Consider the following 18,707-nt stretch of genomic DNA (forward strand, 5'->3'; position numbering starts at 1 on the left):
GAACCGCCGTATACGGAACCGTACGTACGGTGGTGTGAGAGGTCGGGAGTTAATTACTCCCTCCTACTCGATTTTGTATTTTGTTAGTAAGAGTGTTTAAACGGCATAAATGCTATCTAGCACTTATATCGATATTTAGTTTTTTATATTACCCTTTTTACAAAAACTATAGTAAAACTTTTTGAGTTTCTCTATCAAAAAAATAGATATTTTGAGGATCGATGCTGATGGAGAGGGGTGTTCCAATGTCTATTGGATGCTGCCCACTCCATTTGGCATTCCATGATTCGCCGGGCATGTCAAAGGTAACGTGCGTTTCATGTCCGAGTTGTTCAATACTTCGAACTTGCATTTGTAAGTTCCCACCTAGTTGGATATGCTCAGGACGTATACCTACAAGAAATTCCTTTAGTTGAGGAAGGGAAGAGGAGATTGACTGTGGTAATTCAATTTCCCATTTCTCTTCAATAACTAAGTGTTGCTTATTACAGATGGCTTTCGCGATATTCATTTTTGGTGAGCCGATAAAACGGGCGACAAATACATTCTGAGGATGATTGTATAAATCAAGCGGCTTTCCGATTTGTTGAACGATGCCTTCGTGAAGGACCATAATGCGATCACCCATGGTCATAGCTTCCGTTTGGTCATGGGTGACGTAAAGAATCGTTAGTCCGAGCTTTTGTTGAATACGGCGAATTTCAGTCCTCATTTGTGTTCGAAGCTGAGCATCCAAATTTGATAAAGGTTCATCCATTAAGCAAATAGGTGCATCGTTGACGATTGCACGTGCTAATGCAACGCGCTGTTGCTGGCCACCTGATAATTCATGTGGTTTACGGGATAAAAAGCTTTCTAATCCAGTTAATACTACAGCATCTTTAAGTCGTTCTTCTTGTTCTTTCTTTGCTTTCTTCCTCATTTTTAAATTAAATAGAATATTTTGCTTTACTGTTAGGTGTGGGTAAAGCGCATATTGTTGAAAAACCATCGAAATATGGCGGTTACGGGGTGGTATTTCGTTCATTCTCTGATCATTGATGATAAGCTCACCGTCTGAAATACTTTCTAATCCAGCAATCATATTTAATAATGTACTTTTACCAGAACCTGATGGACCAACGAGCACAAAAAATTCTCCCTTTTGAATATCAACATGAATATCCTTTAGAACGAATTGCTGCTGATTATAGGTTTTCTGTAAATGCTTGAGCTCTATAAAAGCCATACATCTTGCCTCCACTAAATTGATATATAATAGAAGATACTCAAAACGTTTCGTGAATAATTGTTCCTGTTTTAGAAAAGTCATAACCTCCAATTGAACTCAATTCAGAGTGGAATGCTTCAGAAGTTAATATATTCTTTACTTCTTCAATAAGCAGGTTATTTTTTTTAGTTTTTAATAGAACAATATCATAACTTTCATCAATAAACGGCACAAAATCTACATCCACCAATTTAGCTGTTTTTTCTATACCAATCCCAACATTTGCTTCACCATTTGCTACTGCAGTTGCAACACCCAAATGATTCGCTTCTTCTCTGTTATAGCCATTTATTGTCGAAGGTATAATATGATTGATGCGGAGCTGTTCATCTAGAAGTGTGCGTGCACCAGAACCTTTTTCACGGTTCATGATGAAAACATTTGGATTTGCTAAATCTTTAAAGGAACGAATGTTTAGGGGATTGTCCTTTTGAACGTAAAATCCAGCTTTGCGCGATACAACGTTAAATAAAATATAAGGTTGGCTAACGAAAAACTTCTTCACATACGGTACATTATATTCGCCTGTATCGCCATCATATAAATGTAAGCTGGACAATGCAGTGACCTTTCAAAAAACAGGTGGGGTTCACAATGCAGCCTTATGTGATGCTAAAGACATTATTTTGAGTCGTAAGGATATTGGCCGCCACAATGCGCTTGATAAAATTTATGGCTATTGCTTACAAAATGATATTTCGATTCACGATAAGGTTATTGTATTTAGTGGCCGTATTTCATCGGAAATTTTAGTTAAGGTGTCTAAAATCGGATGTGAAATCATTCTTTCTAAGTCAGCTCCAACTGAATTAGCTTTACAATTAGCAGAACAATTAGGAATAACAACTGTAGGATTTATTCGTCAAAATTCGTTAAATGTATATACACATCCAGAACGAATTCTATTAGATGTATAAGTTTAGCAGTATCTGAACAAGGAGATGAAAAGCATGAATTTGATACAAGATCAATATAAGCGCCCATTGAGAGATTTACGTATTTCCGTAACGGATCGTTGCAATTTTCGTTGCCGCTATTGCATGCCAGCGGAAATTTTTGGACCGGACTATGCCTTTTTACCATCTCAACAAATATTGTCATTTGATGAAATTGAGCGACTTGTTAAAATCTTTGTTTCTTTTGGTGTAAAAAAGATTCGTATTACAGGCGGTGAGCCTTTATTGCGAAAAAATATTGTAGAACTTATTGAGAGACTTCATCTTTTGCCTGGCGTAGAAGATATTGCGATGACGACAAATGGTTCACTATTAAAAAGTTTTGCAGAGGATTTAGCAAAAGCAGGATTGTCACGTGTATCTGTTAGTCTAGATTCTTTAAATGAAGAACGCTTTTTATCCATGAATGGTCAACGTGGTAAAGTGAAAAATGTTCTTGCTGGAATTGAAAAAGCAGCTCAAGCAGGAATCCAGGTCAAAGTCAATATGGTTGTACAAAAGGGAAAAAATGAACAAGATATCATTCCTATGGCTCAATTCTTTAAAGACAAAAAACATACATTAAGATTTATAGAATATATGGATGTAGGAAATTCCAATGGCTGGCGCCTAGATGATGTTGTATCGAAAAAAGAAATTCTTCATGCGATTCAGCAATTTTCACCGATAGAGCCATTAAGTCCTAATTATAAAGGAGAAGTGGCTACTCGTTATCAGTACAAAGATAGTGATCAAGAAATAGGTATTATTTCTTCTGTGACCGATTCATTTTGTTCTACTTGTTCACGAGCACGTATTTCAGCTGAAGGAAAGCTTTATACTTGCTTATTTGCAACAGAAGGTACAGATTTACTTAAGCTTTTACGCTCTGGAGAAACTGATGAGACAATTGCAAAATGCATTGCCGACGTCTGGCAGAATAGGACAGATCGCTATTCTGATGAGCGAAAAGAGCACACTTCATCCCCTAAGAGAAAGATAGAAATGTCTCATATTGGTGGATGATAAATTGATAGAAAAGAGGATTTATAGAATGGCAGTTAATAAACCAGAAGAAATTACACAAATCGCCATTAATGCAGGTGTAACTAAAGTAAATAGTTCAATATTAAAGATGTTAATCTTAGGGTTTTTAGGGGGCGCATTTATCGCCTTAGGTTTTTTACTCGATATTCGAGTTAGTGGTAGTATGCCAGAAGCATGGGGAAGCTTCTCAACATTTGTAGGTGCAACAGTATTCCCATTAGGCCTTATTTTAGTATTATTAGCAGGTGCTGAATTGATCACAGGAAATATGATGTCTGTAGCAATGGCTTTATATGCTAAGAAAATTTCAATTCCAGCATTATTAAAAAACTGGTTTTGGGTAACACTTGCCAACTTAGTTGGTGCTTTATTTGTAGCTTACTTCTTTGGACATGTTGTTGGTTTAACAGAAACAGGACCATTTTTAGATAAAACAGTAGCTATTGCAAAAGCAAAAACTGCTGATTCTTTCTTACAAACATTTATTTCTGCTGCTGGTTGTAACTGGCTTGTATGTTTAGCTGTTTGGTTATCTTTCGGTGCGACTGATTTTGGTGGTAAAGTTGCAGGTATTTGGTTCCCTGTTACAGCGTTTGTTGCAATTGGTTTCCAACACGTTGTTGCGAATATGTTCGTTATTCCAGCTGCAATTTTTGCAGGACAAGTTACTTGGGGAGCATTCGTAGGAAATGTTATTCCAGCTTTCTTAGGAAATGTTGTTGGTGGTGCCATTTTTGTTGGCTTATTCTACTATATTTCATATGCAAAATCAAAAACTACAACAAAATAAAACAAAATAAAGAACACAAAAAAAAACCGGCTTATGCCGGTTTTTTAAAAACGTTCATTTAAAAAGGTACCGCTTTTACCACCAGTTTTTTGTACAAGATAAGTGTCTTGAATCACCATCGATTTATCGACAGCCTTGCACATATCGTAGAAGGTTAAAGCAGCAATGGACACAGCTGTTAATGCTTCCATCTCAACCCCTGTATTTCCTTTACATTTTACAAGTACTTCTATATGAAGTGCGTACCCTGAATCTGTTTTTTCGTAGTTAAATGTAAAATCCGTCCCCTGTAACATTATAGTGTGACACATCGGAATAAGATCAGAGGTTTTCTTTGCGCCCATAATTCCTGCAATTTGTGCAACTTGTGTGGGATCTCCCTTTTTAATATTCCCTTGTTGAATGACTTCGTATAATTTAGTTGATAATAGAACAGTACTTCGTGCAATAGCTGTTCGTTTCGTTTCGCTTTTTTAGGAAATATCGACCATTTTAGGACGACCTTCTTCATTCCAATGCGTAAATTCAGTCATGATAATCTCCTTTTTTGTGCTGTATTGAGTAATTGGGCCAATCAGTTATGGCGTTAATATTGATGAATACTTGCTCATCATCTGGGATAGATACATAGCAAACATTCAGTTGGTCGAGTAATGATTGCATACTTCTTTTATTTTGCTGCAATAATTTTTCTGTTTTTTGCAATACACTACGATGGTAGAGTGCAGCTAGTGGCTGTATTTTATCCGATTGCATAGGTACGATAGCATCATATGTATCGTCTACAACGGATAACACCTTGTTAACAAAAGATGATGTTATAAAAGGCATATCACATGCAAGTACGAAAAACCAATCGGCATCTGGTGTGTTGGATATAAGATGATGTATCGCAAAAAGCGGTCCTTGATGTACTGTTTTCTCAATACTCAAGCGAACATCCTTGTCTTTGAATTTCGTGGATAATGATGCGTTTGTTGAAATGATAAGTGGCTTAAGTTCATTCTTTTTCAATGCTTGTAAGCTATATTGATATAATAATTGCCCGTTGAAATTTTCGAACATTTTGGGTTTTCCATATCTAGAGGATTGACCACCAGCTAATACGACACCTGCAATTTTTGTCATCGATGTAACTCACCTATAAAATGTTGCACTGTAGGAATGATGAGTTTACTCATCCCAAGTTTAACTGCATTTGTTGAACCAGGTAAAGCATAAATCGCAGTTTGTTTTAAACAACCGGCAACAGCACGACTAAACATGGCACGCGGACCTATTTCTTCATAGCTTAATGAGCGAAATAGTTCACCAAAACCGTGCATTTCTTTTTCAAAAAGCGGTGTTACTGCTTCGTAAGTGACATCACGTGATGTAAATCCTGTGCCACCTGTTACAATGATAGTATTAATATTAGGATCATCACACCATGCTTGTACTTTTTCAGTAATTGTAGCAGCATCATCTTTTACAATACAATAATCAGCAGTGTGAAATCCAACTTCTTCAAGAAGTGCTTTAATTTGTTGGCCACCCTTATCTGTCTCTATTGTGCGGGTATCACTAACAGTTAAAACTGCAGCATGTATGTCACGATCTTTATGGGTTGGATGCATTGTGAATCCTCCTATTGATAGAATCAATGATTAATTATAACGATATAAAATGAAAGGTCAAATAAAATTTAATAAGAGAAAGGCAGAGTTTTAAATGAATGATCGATATTCTAGACAACAATTGTTTCAGCCGATTGGTGAAAAAGGGCAGGAACTATTGCAACAAAAACATGTACTTATTGTAGGAGCTGGAGCATTAGGTAGTGCTAGTGCAGAGGCTATTGTACGAGCCGGTGTAGGTAAAGTGACAATTGTGGACCGAGATTATGTTGAATGGAGTAATTTACAACGTCAACAATTGTATAGTGAAGAAGAAGCTGAGCAAAAAATACCTAAGGCAGTTGCAGCACAGGATAGATTAAAACGTATTAATTCGAACGTGGAGATTCATGGAATCGTCATGGATGCAAGAGCAGAATCGTTAGAGGGTATCGTACATGATGTGGATGTTATGATTGATGGTACGGATAATTTTGATATTCGATTTGTTATAAATGATTTATCACAAAAATACAAAATTCCTTGGATATACGGCTCATGCGTTGGAAGTTACGGTACAACTTATACGATTATTCCTGAAAAGACTCCATGTCTTCATTGCTTAATGCAGTCAGTGCCAAATATGACGATAACTTGTGATACAGCGGGTATCATTAGTCCAACTGTACAAATGGTAGCAGCTTATCAAGTAGCAGAGGCATTGAAAATTTTAGTCGGAGATTGGAACGCTGTATGTAAGACATATCGAACCTTTGATGTTTGGAATAACCAGCATTATGAGATGCGCGTACAAAACGCGAAAAAAGATGATTGTCCATCATGTGGTGAACACGCAGATCATCCCTATCTATCTTACGAAAATCAAACAAAAGTGGATGTATTATGTGGACGGAATGCTGTACAAATTCGACCTGTTCGACTAGATGGATATAATTTAGATTACCTAGCCCAGCAGCTTCAAAAGCATGGCACTATTCAACAAAATCCTTATTTATTATCATGTCAATTAAAAGATTATCGCCTGGTGATTTTTAAGGATGGTCGAGTACTTGTACATGGTACAAATGATGTACAGCAAGCAAAAAATTTATATTACAGTTTATTAGGTTAAGGAGCGTAAAGAAATGTTAGAAAAAAGAACACCTATTGCAGTCGGTGAGGCTGTTGGTCGAATAATGCAATTTGCTTTTACAGGAAAAAAAGAAATGGTACCGTTAACTAAGTCATATGGTCGTTTTTTAGCAGAAGATTTAAAAGCAGATCATGACGTACCAGCCTTTGATCGTTCACCTTATGACGGTTTTGCAATATGTGCTGAGGACAGCGAATTTGCTTCAGCTGATCAACCTGTCACTTTTGAAGTGGTAGGAGAAATTGGAGCTGGCTTTGTTTTTCCAGAACAAGTACAACAGGGACAAGCTGTTCGTATTATGACTGGAGCTCCAATTCCCAAAGGTTGTAATGCAGTTGTAATGCTGGAACTAACCAAGACATATGAAAAAGACGGTAAGTCTTATATGGAAATTAAACGTGCTTATAAAGAGGGCGACAACATTTCGTATCAAGGAGAAGATATGAAAAAAGGAGAAACGCTTGTTCAAAAAGGAACGTATATTAATCCTGGTGTCTCTGCATTATTAGCTACTTTTGGTTATCATGAAGTACCTGTAACACGTAAACCAGTCATTGGAGTAATCGCAACTGGGAGCGAACTGTTAGAAACAGATGAAGCACTTCAACCTGGTAAAATTCGTAATAGTAATGCTTATATGATATTAGCCCAAATTGAACGTGTTGGAGCCGAAGCACGTTACTTTGGAAAATTTAGTGATAATCTTGATATTTGTATTGATGCAGTGAAATCAGCTTTATCGGAAGTGGACATACTCATAACAACAGGTGGTGTTTCAGTAGGGGACTATGACTACTTGCCTGCAATTTATAAAGCTCTTGGTGCAGAAGTGTTATTTAATAAAGTAGCAATGCGTCCCGGTAGTGTGACAACCGTTGCACAACGTGATGGACAGCTATTATATGGACTTTCAGGAAATCCTTCTGCTTGCTATGTTGGTTTTGAGTTATTTGTTCGTCCAATTGTACGAACAGCATTTTCAAATCCAGCACCGCATTTGCACAGAGAGCAGGCAATTTTAGGAGAAGATTTCAAAAAGGCAAATCCATTTACGCGCTTTATCCGGGCAAGTATTTCCTTTGAAAATGGACAGCTTATTGCAGCACCATCAGGCTTCAATAAATCGAGTGCTGTTTCCTCTTTAGCAAAAGCTCAAGCTTTCATCGTACTTCCTGGGGGTACGCGTGGTTATGAGAAGGGCATGCGTGTAGACGTATTATTACTAGAGGATGGACTAGGGAGTGAGTGGCCTTGGGACAACATTGTGCCGTCCTACAGATAGTAGGTTACCAAAATAGTGGCAAGACAACATTAATGGAGAAACTAATTGTTGCAGCTACAGCAGAAGGTGCACGTGTTGCAACGATTAAACATCATGGTCATGGTGGAGCTCCAACAGCTGTAAATCGAAAAGACAGTCAGCGTCATGAACAAGCAGGCGCGGTGATTGCGGGGGTCGAAGGAGCAGGTACATTGTTTTTGACTATCCAGCAAGCATCTTGGAAACTAAAGGAGCTCGTTGAATTATATCAACAATTTCAGCCTAATTTAATTTTAGTAGAGGGCTATAAGAACGAAGATTATCCAAAAGTCGTATTAATCCGTCGTCAAGAGGATATCGATAGTTTAAAGAAATTGACAAATATTATTTGCGTGCTTTATTGGCAAGATGTAGATGCATCTATTTTTACATGCCCTGTCTATCCGATAAAGCAAGAAGATCTTTATGTGAATCTTTTGCTGGAAAAAGTGAGGAATTAGAATGGAAGAAAATTTATTTATTATTACAGATCAGCCTATATGTGTAGAGGAAGTCACAAAAAAAGTTGAAAGTCGTAATGCAGGGGCTATCACTGTTTTTATTGGAACGGTTCGAGAATTGACAAAGGGTAAAAAAACGTTGCATTTAGAGTATCAAGCGTATCCACCAATGGCCATTAAAATGTTCCAACAAATAGAAAAAGAAATAAAAGAAAAATGGCCAGAAGTACAAATTGCTATTACACATCGTACAGGACGTCTAGAAATTTCAGATATTGCGGTTGTAATTGCTGTTTCTTCACCACATCGAAAAATAGCCTATGAGGCAAATGAATACGCCATTGATCGTATAAAACAAATTGTACCGATATGGAAGAAGGAATTTTGGGAAGATGGTACAGCTTGGATAGGCGATCAGCTTGAGAATGTACCTTATCCGACAGGAACACCTTTTGAGGGAGGGGAAAAGGATGATTAACATTCTACTTTTTGCACAACTACAAGAGGCAGCCAGTCAATCACAAGTTACAATGGATGCCTCAGAAGTAACAGTTCAACAAGTAAAAGAGTGGTTAGAGAAGCAGTATACTTTAACATCTTTAAACCAAACGATGACTGCCGTAAACGAGGAATTTGCAACCGATGAAACGATTGTAAAATCAGGTGATACAGTAGCGTTAATCCCACCGATTAGTGGTGGTTAGTCAATCTATTCAATTTAAATAATGTCACTTAAAATAACTAGTGCCATTTTAACGAAAATAATAGTATTTTTAGGTAATTATGAATAACTCCTAATCTCTATTTTTGAGGTTAGGGGTTTTTTGTTTTTTGATTAAGTATTGATAGTAAATAAATTTTAAAATCTTAATTTATTCTAATTAGAAATACCCTATAAAATGCGAAAAACTCTATCGATAGAACGGATTTTCTAATCTTAATAGGAAAAGGTTATAACAATATTGAATTCTAATATAGAGCTAGAATATTCTTTCGCAAAGGGGAAATCATATGAAAAAAAGATTAAGTATTTTTCTAACTTCTTGTATTATCACGTTTGGTTTGTTTGGTGCCAACATGTCAGCTGAGGCTAGTACGATTCAAACTCAAACTCTTGACCAATCTATTAAAAAAATTGTCAACGATAAAATGGCTGGAGCCGATGTCAGTGTAGCGATTAGGGACGACAAGGGGAAAATAATTTATGGTTTGAATGGAAATCAAAAACAAAAACCAGCATCTAATATGAAGTTATTAACAAGTGCCGCAGCTTTAAACGTCTTAGGGCAAAATTATCGATTTAAAACTAGTATTTATGCTAATGGAAAAGTAAAAAATGGTGTTTTAAAAGGAGATCTTTATCTTCAGGGTAAAGGTGATCCGACTTTCAATAAGGAAGACCTTGAACAATTTGTTAGTAGTATTGCAGCTCAAGGAATTAAGCGAATTGATGGAAGAATTGTGGCAGATGATTTTTGGTTTGACCAAGATTTGTTAACACCAGGGATTGCTAAAGAGGATGAGTCTTATTATTATGCTGCACCAATCACAGCATTAACCACTTCTCCAAATAGTGACTATGATTCTGGTACGATCATAGTAGAAGCAAAAGGTGAAAAAGTAGGAAAGAAACCATCTCTTACAATAACGCCAGAATTAGGGGATTTAGTTATTGAGAATAAAGGGAAAACAGTAGAGGCTAACGAGCCCAATACGTTAACGATAGAGCGTCAATTTAGAACAAATAAAATTGTTGTAAGTGGAAATTTGCCTATTAATAAGAGTTTAAAAGAATGGGTAACTGTACAAAATCCAACAACTCATACACTTACAATGTTTAAAAATTTACTAAAACAAAACCATATTCAATACTCAAAGGTCAAGCTTTATCGTGCAAAAACACCTAAAAGTGCCAAACTAATTGCTCAAAAGCAGTCAGCACCACTTTCACAATTGATGATTCCTTATATGAAGTTGAGCAATAATGGAATTGCCGATATTTTAGTGAAAACTATGGGGAAAGTAAAAATGCAAAAAGGTAGCACAGAAGCAGGATTAAAGGTTTTAAGGCAATATGCAAAATCTCGTGAATTGAATATAGAAGAATGGATTTTTGAAGATGGCTCAGGTATGTCACATAGCAATCGGGTTTCCAGTAATAATTTAACAGAACTTTTGTTCGTCGTTCAAAAGGAAAATTGGTTTAGTACCTATTTTAATAGTCTGCCAGTTGCTGCAAACTCAGAAAGAATGGTTGGAGGAACGCTACGTAATCGTCTCAAATCACCACTCACAGCAGAAAAAGTTTTTGCAAAAACAGGGTCATTGACGGGTGTTAATACACTAAGTGGATATATAATAGGAAGTAGTGGTAAAAACTTTACATTTAGTATTTTAGTACAGAACAAATCCGGTACAATCTCAGCTATTGATGAAATTGTGGAAGTAATGGCTGAGAATTTATGAATTCTAAAGAGTAAAGTATAGTTTAAAAGGAGAATGAGACATGACGATTATTAAACATACAAATCGACAAATTGATATTTTAAATGGCGCAGGGATACAGGCGAAAGGTTCAACTGCAAGTAATTTAGAAGGATTAAATCCTAAAGAGTTAATCGAAGCATCTGTTGGTCTATGTATTGCATTAACTACTCGTCAAATTTTAAAACGTGATGAAATTAACTATAACTTGGATGATCTAACCGTTACAGTACAATCTACTAAAGGCTCTGGTGTAAATCGTTTAACAGCTTTTGATATTCAAGTTCAGTTACCTGACACATTAGATGAATCCTATAAAAGAAAATTACTCAAAAGTGTGAAAAGGGGTTGTACTATTGGAAATACCATTGAAAATGGGGCAACTGTGAAGATTACCGAGAATTAGATTCAATATATTATTTGACACTAAGATTGGATAACCAACAAAAGTGTTATAATAGATATAATTGAATAAAGAAGGAATGAGTAATATGTTAAAAACAGTTGTTTTTGATCAATTAAAAAAAGCCATGAAGGAAAAAGATGTAGTAGCAAAAGGTGTATTATCTATTGTGAAATCATCACTTGATTTGGCTCAAAAAGAAAAAGGCTCTGAATTGACACACGAAGAAGAAATTGCCATTTTAAACCGTGAAGTAAAACAAACGCATCAAGCTTTAGAAGGTGCTGAAAAAGCGAACCGCAGTGATTTAATCGAAAAAGAAAATAGAAAGCTTGAAATTTTGAAATCATTTTTACCTGAACAATTATCCGAAGAAAAAGTAATCGAAGCTTTAAAAGAAGCTGGCATTACTTCAGGTATGAACATGGGCGATGCGATGAAAATCGCAAAACCTTTGCTAGCTGGTAAAGCAGAAGGTTCAATGATTGCAAAAGCTGTTAAAAGTTTAATCAAATAGATAGATGATAAAGTGAAATAAGTTTAAGAAAGTAGCGATTGTTACTCTCTTAAACTTTTTTTGTTTTAATTTATTTTTTCACCACTTTTGTTATAAATGGTTATTTGAATGTTTCTTTCTTTTATAAGTTTATTTGAATGTAACTTATCTAATTCTAGAAATATTTTCTTTTCCATTTCTTTACCCATAGTAGACTTTTTTTGTTTTCTACTTAACAAAGTCTTTATTCCAATATTTAACTCTGTGGGTGTATTCTCTAAATTTATTTGGTCCATTTGTTTTGGATAAAACTTTGATAACGCATCCTCTATTGTTGTGCTTATTTCTTGCATTAGATGGTGTTCTTCTATAACTTCTTTGCTAACTAGTTTACTTATTTCACTTTTGGTCACTTTGACAACATACTTTTCAAATGGTGTTGATTTAATGGTATTTTCTACAAACTCTTTCACTTCATCTTTTACTGAGTCATAGTACTCTTGACTTCCAACTACTTCGATTTTTATCTCATTTAAACTAATTTTATATGTACCTATTTTGTATTTTTTTGATGTTTTTTCTTTTAGCTTTTCTAAGATATTAACTATTTCTTTATCTGAAGGTCTAGTGTTTTCTTTAGCATTAAGTTGATTAGTGAAAACAAAAATACTCCCTACGATGAATAATGAAAACAGGATGAAAATAACCTTTCTTATGTTAATACCTCCTTGAATAGCAGTATACGTAAATTTTTCTTGGAAAATGATTATGTGAATATTGAAAAGCCCCAAACTATATTACATAAAATACTTTTTAACATAATGAGGATGTCAAATTATTTTAAATGCTGTAGATGATAACCTTTATTGACATAGAAGTACCATATTAATTTATCGGAAACAAAATTACTAAATTCCTTTCAAGATGAATATATATATCAGTATCAACAAAACTAAAAATGGAAAGAATTATGATAAGTTTAGCGTTAGTAATTCAAATAAAATTTGCAATTCGATTTCAATAACAAATACCATAGTTTAGCGACAAGGGGTCAAAGAATGCCAAAAAGAATCCGTATACTTCTCGTTACTTGTATGATGATCTTCAGTTTATTGGGCTTACAAATTCCTACAGAAGCTGCTACTCCAAAATTAGAAAAATTAAATACATCCATAGAAAAAATTGTGAAAAGTAAAATGGCAAATGCTGAGGTAAGTCTTGCAGTTCGTGATGAAAAAGGAAAAGTCATTTACAATTTAAATGGAAATCGGCAACAAAAACCTGCATCGAATATGAAATTATTAACGGGTGCTGCCGCTTTAACAGAATTGGGACTAGATTATCGTTTTCTTACGAATATCTATACAACTGGAAAGGTGAAAAATGGTATACTTCATGGGGATTTATATATACAAGGGAAAGGCGATCCTACTTTAACAATTGAGGACCTAGAAGAATTTGCACGCTTTTTTGCATACTCAGGATTAAAGAAAATAGATGGACGTATCGTAGCAGATGATTTTTGGTTTGATCAAGACTTATTGACACCAGATATTAAAAAAGAGGATGAGTCCTATTATTACGCAGCACCTGTCACTGCTCTAACGATGTCCCCTGACAGTGATTACGATTCTGGATCAATCATTGTAGAAGCAATAGGCAAAAAAGTCGGGCAGAAACCAAAGATTAAAATAACCCCTGAATTAGGCGACCTAAAGATTGAAAATAATGCTAAAACCGTTTATGCCAATCAATATAGCACCCTTAAGATAAAAAGAGAATATCGAACAAATAAAATTACGATTAGTGGCTATTTACCATTAGGGAAAGATGTGAAAGAGTGGATTACAGTTCAAAATCCAACTGAACATACCATTACTTTGTTTAAACACGTATTAGAGAAATATGGTATACAATTTTCAAAAGAAGAATTCTATCGCGAAAAAACGCCAACAAAAGCAAGGTTAATCGTTCAAAAACAGTCCATTCCACTTGCTGAAATTATGATTCCTTATATGAAGTTAAGTAACAATAGTATTGCAGATATTTTGGTCAAAACAATGGGGAAAGTAAGAATGGATCAAGGAAGTACAAAAGCAGGTTTAAGTGTCCTAAAACAATATGCATATTCGAGACATTTACGTATTGATCATTGGACCTTTGAAGATGGCTCGGGGATGTCGCATAATAATCGTGTATCGAGTGTAGATTTAACACATCTCTTGTTTGTCGTTCAGAAAGAAAAGAGGTGGTATGGTACATTCTTTGACAGTTTACCAGTTGCTGCACATTCAGATCGAATCACCGGAGGATCACTCAGAAATCGATTCACCACGCCATTAACTAGAGAAAAAGTTTTTGCAAAAACAGGTGCAATCGAAGGTGTCAATACATTAAGTGGCTATCTCATAGGGAAAAGTGGGAAAAAATATATTTTCAGTATTTTAGTACAGAACCAAAAAGGAACAGTTCCAGCGATTGATGAGATTGTAGAAGTAATGGCTGAGGAATTGTGATGAAATATGATAGAGCTATTAATTTGCTCGTTACACCATTTAATTGATGAAAACTCCGATATTCCTATTAAATTGATACGTTTTTGAAACAACTACTTTGAAAACCATTGCCACAACTGTTATAGTAATAATTGATATTGAAAGGAGCGATTATTCTATGAATAAGGATTATGATTTATTTATGCAAGATATGCTACGTCAAGCACGCAGTGAAATGACTGATAATGGTTATGAAGAACTAAAAACAGCTGAAGAAGTAGACGAAGCATTTAAACGTGAAGGTACAACTTTTGTAATGGTGAACTCAGTATGTGGTTGTGCAGGCGGTATTGCTCGCCCAGCAGCTGTTCATGCATTAAATTATGATAAACGTCCAGATCATTTAGTTACAGTATTTGCAGGTCAAGATAAAGAGGCTACTGCACAAGCACGTATGCACTTTGGTGAAGATCATATTCCTTCATCTCCATCATTCGTGCTATTAAAAGATGGTAAACCAGTAGCTGAAATTGGTCGTCACGAAATCGAAGGACATGACCCAATGTCTGTTATTACAAATATTCAAGGTTATTTCGAAGAATTCTGTGAAGAAATTTAATCTTTTTTAAAGAGAAGAGCGCTATTTTCTATAGTGCTCTTTTTTTAGGAGGTGGTTTCTGTGAAAAAATTTCATATTGGCTATCGAATATTAAAAACGGCACTAGGTGCAGGATTGTCAATCGGTATTGCACAATATTGTCATTTAGATTTTTTCTCATCAGCAGGTATTTTAACAATCCTTTGTATTCAACCTACAAAGCGTAAATCTATTCATGCAGTTTATACGAGGGTTATGGCAACATTAATAGGTATTGTCATGTCCGTTGCTTTCTTTGAATTACTAGGCTATCACCCGTGGATACTAGGGTTGATGGTGCTCTTCTTCTTGCCTATACTTGTTATGATAAAGGTTACACCTGGTTTTGTATCCTCTGTCGTTATTATTTTACATATTTTCTCTACAGCCCATTTCACATGGGGCTTGTTGATAAATGAATTATTATTAATGCTGATCGGTTTTGGAACGGCCTTAGCGGTGAATATGTATATGCCAGATATACAAATTAAGTTAGATGAATACCGTTTGAAAATAGAAGAATTATTTAGCAAAATATTTAAGGAAATTACAAAATACTTGCGTAATGGAGACACTAGTTGGGATGGTAAAGAACTTGTTGAAGCGGATACAATCATCAACAAAGGTAAGGCACTTGCTTATCAAGATGTAGAAAATCACCTGACGAGACATGAAAATCTCTATTATCAATATTTTGATATACGTGAACGACAACTAGAAATTATTGAAAGAGTTTTACCGAAAATCACAAACTTGCCGGTCATCGTAGAACAGGCGGAACTTGTAGCAGATTTTATGGAAGAACTTTCTGAAAACGTCCATTCAGGTAATACAACTCAAAAATACCGTAGTAAATTAGAAGATGTAAGGATAGAATTTGCAAAGCTCCCATTGCCGACAACTCACGAAAAGTTCTTAGCCATGGCGTCACTATACCAATTCATCGAAGAGATGGATCGATACCTTGTCATTAAGAAAGATTTTAAAGGAATAAGACCATCATATCGGCGTTTGGCAAGAAAATTAAAAGATAGAAAACAGGGAAGTTCCCAAAATTGAGTTGAAAAATGTATCACTTTGAAGTGTGTTATTAACATTTCGGGTGGTGCATTTTTATTTTCTTGCAAGCGTGAATATATGCTTTTAACACCATTTCAGATGAGTCACCTAGGCTATCGAATATGATAAAAAATTAACGATTTGGCAGGCTTATTCCTCTTACACCACAATAAAATTCTAAAGCAGACTAAAATAGATTAACGGATTTGTTCTTTTGTTCTTCATTCATCATATAACTTCACACGCCCTATAAGTCACATGTACCACTGCAAGACCGTTATTAATAATTAAAGTATGCTTGTAGCTTATCTCTGCTAAACAAACACCAGTTACTCACTAAATAAGAGTCCTGGTGTTTTATATCATTATGAAATAATTAATATTCTGGAAGGTTAGAATCTTCCCAAAAAAGTTCTCCAGTGTTTTCTATAACATTCTCAACAAAAGTTACAAACGATTCTTCTGTTGCCTCAGGCATTATATGTCCTACATAAATTGCACCTTGCGAAGAATGCTTTTTAAGCTTATGCGCGTCCACCATTATATATCCTACATCTTGAAATTCTCCAATAGGATAATCTTTTGTAGTCTTTAGATCTTCTTCTTTCTTAAATTCTTGAACATCTTTAAATCCTTCACGAATTTCGTCTAGACTAAAAAATTTAAATTCCATAAGATAACTTTTGAAAAGTGTCATACCATTATGTAGCAATAGAAATTCCCTATAATCTTGCGGGACTTTTATCCCTAATTCTTTCTCAAGTGAACGAATATCTTCTTCTTTTGCTGGGGGATTAAAAATACACTTTTCACGTAAAACAGTACCATCACGTCCGATTAAGCCATCTGGATCTAATCGAGAAAAGTTTTCATCTAATTTACTTTTTAAATTGTCTAAAACTTTTTTGATTTCTGGCATATGTTGTTACCTCCCGACTATTTAATAATTAGCAAACCTCGAGGTGATTTTTTGATGTTTTTCTAGTAATTCCTATACAATTATTTAATTTTGATCTTCCTCCATATGCTACAGTTTTTATATGATGTAAGTCAATTTTATCTCCTGGCCAAATCTGGTTGCACGTTATACTTCTTTTCGTATTCATTTCTAATTTTTTTACTGGAGCTCAATTGTAATTTGCTCCTTTTTGCCAATCAGCGCGAATATTAGAAGCTACTTTTTTAGACCATTTATCTAATTGGGGAATTTAACTAATTTATTATTTAATAAAGTATATGTTCCATCGGGTATAGCCCTAATTTCTTTCTAACACCGCTGTCATTTTGATGGTAATATCTCTTATAATACCTTTTGAATTTAGATATTCCATATATTCACATTTTCCTCGGCATAGTGATTCCAAAAATGCTTAATCTTACGCTTCTATATTTATCGCTAGTCCTTTTTAACACCATAAACAAGCCCTCTTATATTCATAAGAGGGCTCTTTTTGCCTATCTATTCAATATAAACTGAGCGAACCAAAGTCCGGATTGATTCTTTGCCATTCGGGTGTTTTGTTTTCATGTCAACAGTCATGTTATATACGCCGGGTTTTGAAACTTTCGGTAGCTTGGAGGTGAACTTGGTTCCGTTTGTGCTCTTAGGATTAATCGTTTGCTTTAGTTCCTTTCCATCCGGATCTTTGAATTTGAAGGAAAGTTTTGTTGTTCCTGCTTGCTTTGGCGTTTTTAAGGTGAATGATGTTTGATCTGCCTTACCTTTGCCAGCCATGTCGAGTTCCAGCTTCCCAGGTTCATCAAAGGAGGAGACTAGTAAGTAGGCATCCTTGTCATTCGCTGCCTTCATTTGTACTGTCCAGGAACCTTCGACGAGTTCATCTGGTTGGAATGTATAAACGTTTGCGCCAGAGAGAATCATTTCATCTTTTACTGGGCCTGTAGCTTTCATAATTGTTCCGTCTGGTGCAACTAACTCAACAGTCGTATCATTGCTGGCTGTATAGACGGAGATAGTGCCATTTGTTTTGGCAGGAACATAGATTTCTTTTTTGGTGATTTGGTTATCTGATAGCTTGCCTCCCGTGATATAGTTGGAGGATTCACTGTGGATAGCCGTGTCTGTTTGACTCGATGTTTCGTTATTAGTGGACAATTGGCTGACGGTAGCACTGCGTAAATAAGGTTCAATCCTAGAAAAAACTTTGGAACCTTGACGGATATTATCATGATCAATTGTGCTATCGGTGAATAAGTGTGTGCCATAAGGCAGCTTTGCGCTGGTCTCTGTAACGAGTCCGTCATTTGCCCCATAGATAGATAAATAGGCTCCACCGAGGGATAGTGCAGAAAGGGCCGGTCCTTTGTTTGTTCCAGCTACCGTATAGTATTTATTTTTACTGCGGTTAGAATTGCTGTCAGTTACGGAGCGGAATTTTGCCATTTCCCCAACCTGTAATGAATAGGTACCTGCATCATTTTGCCCGAGCAGTTCCCCAAGCCATCCTGCATACCAGCTGTATGAAAGGTCTGCTAATTCGGATCCATAATGAGGTGATCCTAATGTGATAACCCTGCCGACATATGAATGAGCTCCGTAATGTATAAGGGCTGCTTGAGTA

Annotated in this window: 20 protein-coding genes and 2 pseudogenes; 14 read left to right on the forward strand and 8 right to left on the reverse strand. The window is 35.6% G+C overall.

All coding sequences use genetic code 11. From position 1 onward, the window contains the following. Positions 1-166: 166 nt before the first annotated feature. Together Q0977_RS16360 and Q0977_RS16365 are read right to left on the reverse strand one after the other, a co-directional pair. A complete protein-coding gene (locus Q0977_RS16360) occupies positions 167-1,228 on the reverse strand; it encodes an ABC transporter ATP-binding protein (RefSeq protein WP_299515875.1) in 1,062 nt (353 codons plus the stop codon). Between the two features lie 40 nt (positions 1,229-1,268). Beyond that, positions 1,269-1,775, reverse strand: a complete 507-nt coding sequence (locus Q0977_RS16365; protein ID WP_299515901.1) for a substrate-binding domain-containing protein — start codon at positions 1,773-1,775, stop codon at positions 1,269-1,271. A 52-nt stretch (positions 1,776-1,827) separates the two neighbouring features. Between Q0977_RS16365 and fdhD the strand changes: the two are divergent. The 3 genes and pseudogenes from fdhD to Q0977_RS16380 form a co-directional block, all read left to right on the forward strand. Continuing rightward, positions 1,828-2,187 (forward strand): annotated as a pseudogene (gene fdhD / locus Q0977_RS16370) (formate dehydrogenase accessory sulfurtransferase FdhD); the annotation flags it as partial. A gap of 24 nt (positions 2,188-2,211) precedes the next feature. Further along, a complete protein-coding gene (gene moaA / locus Q0977_RS16375) occupies positions 2,212-3,231 on the forward strand; it encodes a GTP 3',8-cyclase MoaA (protein ID WP_299515877.1) in 1,020 nt (339 codons plus the stop codon). 28 nt (positions 3,232-3,259) lie between these two features. After that, a complete protein-coding gene (locus tag Q0977_RS16380; RefSeq protein ID WP_299515878.1) occupies positions 3,260-4,042 on the forward strand; it encodes a formate/nitrite transporter family protein in 783 nt (260 codons plus the stop codon). A gap of 44 nt (positions 4,043-4,086) precedes the next feature. Here Q0977_RS16380 and moaC read toward each other — a convergent pair. The 3 genes and pseudogenes from moaC to Q0977_RS16395 all read right to left on the reverse strand — a co-directional run bounded on the left by moaC (position 4,087) and on the right by Q0977_RS16395 (position 5,658). After that, positions 4,087-4,575, reverse strand: a pseudogene (moaC, locus tag Q0977_RS16385) (cyclic pyranopterin monophosphate synthase MoaC). Further along, positions 4,568-5,170: a molybdenum cofactor guanylyltransferase gene (locus Q0977_RS16390; RefSeq protein WP_299515879.1), complete on the reverse strand. Its 603-nt coding sequence runs from the start codon at positions 5,168-5,170 to the stop codon at positions 4,568-4,570. Before Q0977_RS16390 ends, moaC begins: the two are co-directional and overlap by 8 nt. Continuing rightward, positions 5,167-5,658: a molybdenum cofactor biosynthesis protein B gene (locus Q0977_RS16395; protein WP_124217624.1), complete on the reverse strand. Its 492-nt coding sequence runs from the start codon at positions 5,656-5,658 to the stop codon at positions 5,167-5,169. Before Q0977_RS16395 ends, Q0977_RS16390 begins: the two co-directional genes overlap by 4 nt. A 94-nt stretch (positions 5,659-5,752) precedes the next feature. Here Q0977_RS16395 and Q0977_RS16400 point away from each other — a divergent pair, with 94 nt between their 5' ends. The 8 genes from Q0977_RS16400 to Q0977_RS16435 all read left to right on the forward strand — a co-directional run bounded on the left by Q0977_RS16400 (position 5,753) and on the right by Q0977_RS16435 (position 11,955). After that, positions 5,753-6,769, forward strand: coding sequence for a thiazole biosynthesis adenylyltransferase ThiF (locus Q0977_RS16400; RefSeq protein ID WP_299515880.1), 1,017 nt, complete (start codon positions 5,753-5,755; stop codon positions 6,767-6,769). A 13-nt stretch (positions 6,770-6,782) separates the two neighbouring features. Beyond that, a complete protein-coding gene (glp, locus tag Q0977_RS16405; protein WP_299515881.1) occupies positions 6,783-8,072 on the forward strand; it encodes a gephyrin-like molybdotransferase Glp in 1,290 nt (429 codons plus the stop codon). Beyond that, entirely contained in the window at positions 8,042-8,551 is a 510-nt protein-coding gene (gene mobB, locus Q0977_RS16410; RefSeq protein ID WP_299515882.1) for a molybdopterin-guanine dinucleotide biosynthesis protein B, read from the forward strand. Before glp ends, mobB begins: the two co-directional genes overlap by 31 nt. Position 8,552: 1 nt before the next feature. After that, on the forward strand, positions 8,553-9,029 hold the full coding sequence (locus Q0977_RS16415; protein WP_299515883.1) for a molybdenum cofactor biosynthesis protein MoaE: 477 nt from the start codon (positions 8,553-8,555) through the stop codon (positions 9,027-9,029). Next, entirely contained in the window at positions 9,022-9,255 is a 234-nt protein-coding gene (gene moaD, locus Q0977_RS16420; RefSeq protein WP_299515884.1) for a molybdopterin converting factor subunit 1, read from the forward strand. The genes Q0977_RS16415 and moaD overlap by 8 nt, the downstream gene beginning before the upstream one ends. A 307-nt stretch (positions 9,256-9,562) precedes the next feature. Beyond that, positions 9,563-11,017 (forward strand): D-alanyl-D-alanine carboxypeptidase/D-alanyl-D-alanine-endopeptidase, encoded by a 1,455-nt coding sequence (dacB, locus tag Q0977_RS16425; protein WP_299515885.1) that lies wholly within the window; start codon positions 9,563-9,565, stop codon positions 11,015-11,017. A gap of 40 nt (positions 11,018-11,057) precedes the next feature. Continuing rightward, a complete protein-coding gene (locus Q0977_RS16430) occupies positions 11,058-11,441 on the forward strand; it encodes an OsmC family protein (RefSeq protein ID WP_299515886.1) in 384 nt (127 codons plus the stop codon). An 85-nt stretch (positions 11,442-11,526) separates the two neighbouring features. Further along, on the forward strand, positions 11,527-11,955 hold the full coding sequence (locus Q0977_RS16435) for a GatB/YqeY domain-containing protein (RefSeq protein ID WP_299515888.1): 429 nt from the start codon (positions 11,527-11,529) through the stop codon (positions 11,953-11,955). 65 nt (positions 11,956-12,020) lie between these two features. Here the strand turns inward: Q0977_RS16435 and Q0977_RS16440 are convergent, their stop codons facing one another. Continuing rightward, positions 12,021-12,725: a hypothetical protein gene (locus Q0977_RS16440; protein WP_119414900.1), complete on the reverse strand. Its 705-nt coding sequence runs from the start codon at positions 12,723-12,725 to the stop codon at positions 12,021-12,023. A 267-nt stretch (positions 12,726-12,992) separates the two neighbouring features. Between Q0977_RS16440 and dacB (Q0977_RS16445) the strand changes: the two genes are divergently transcribed. The 3 genes from dacB (Q0977_RS16445) (at position 12,993) to Q0977_RS16455 (ending at position 16,125) form a co-directional block, all read left to right on the forward strand. Then, complete coding sequence (dacB, locus tag Q0977_RS16445; RefSeq protein ID WP_299515891.1) at positions 12,993-14,450, forward strand: D-alanyl-D-alanine carboxypeptidase/D-alanyl-D-alanine-endopeptidase; 1,458 nt, start codon at positions 12,993-12,995, stop codon at positions 14,448-14,450. A 157-nt stretch (positions 14,451-14,607) separates the two neighbouring features. Then, positions 14,608-15,048 (forward strand): BrxA/BrxB family bacilliredoxin, encoded by a 441-nt coding sequence (locus tag Q0977_RS16450; protein WP_299515893.1) that lies wholly within the window; start codon positions 14,608-14,610, stop codon positions 15,046-15,048. Between the two features lie 60 nt (positions 15,049-15,108). Beyond that, a complete protein-coding gene (locus Q0977_RS16455) occupies positions 15,109-16,125 on the forward strand; it encodes an aromatic acid exporter family protein (protein WP_299515895.1) in 1,017 nt (338 codons plus the stop codon). Between the two features lie 376 nt (positions 16,126-16,501). Here Q0977_RS16455 and Q0977_RS16460 read toward each other — a convergent pair whose 3' ends face one another. Together Q0977_RS16460 and Q0977_RS16465 are read right to left on the reverse strand one after the other, a co-directional pair. Beyond that, positions 16,502-17,044 (reverse strand): SMI1/KNR4 family protein, encoded by a 543-nt coding sequence (locus Q0977_RS16460; protein ID WP_299515897.1) that lies wholly within the window; start codon positions 17,042-17,044, stop codon positions 16,502-16,504. Between the two features lie 540 nt (positions 17,045-17,584). Then, positions 17,585-18,707: hypothetical protein (locus Q0977_RS16465; RefSeq protein ID WP_299515899.1), on the reverse strand; the 1,123-nt coding region annotated here is incomplete at its 5' end.

Source organism: uncultured Rummeliibacillus sp. (genome assembly GCF_934216135.1).
Classification (GTDB): domain Bacteria; phylum Bacillota; class Bacilli; order Bacillales_A; family Planococcaceae; genus Rummeliibacillus.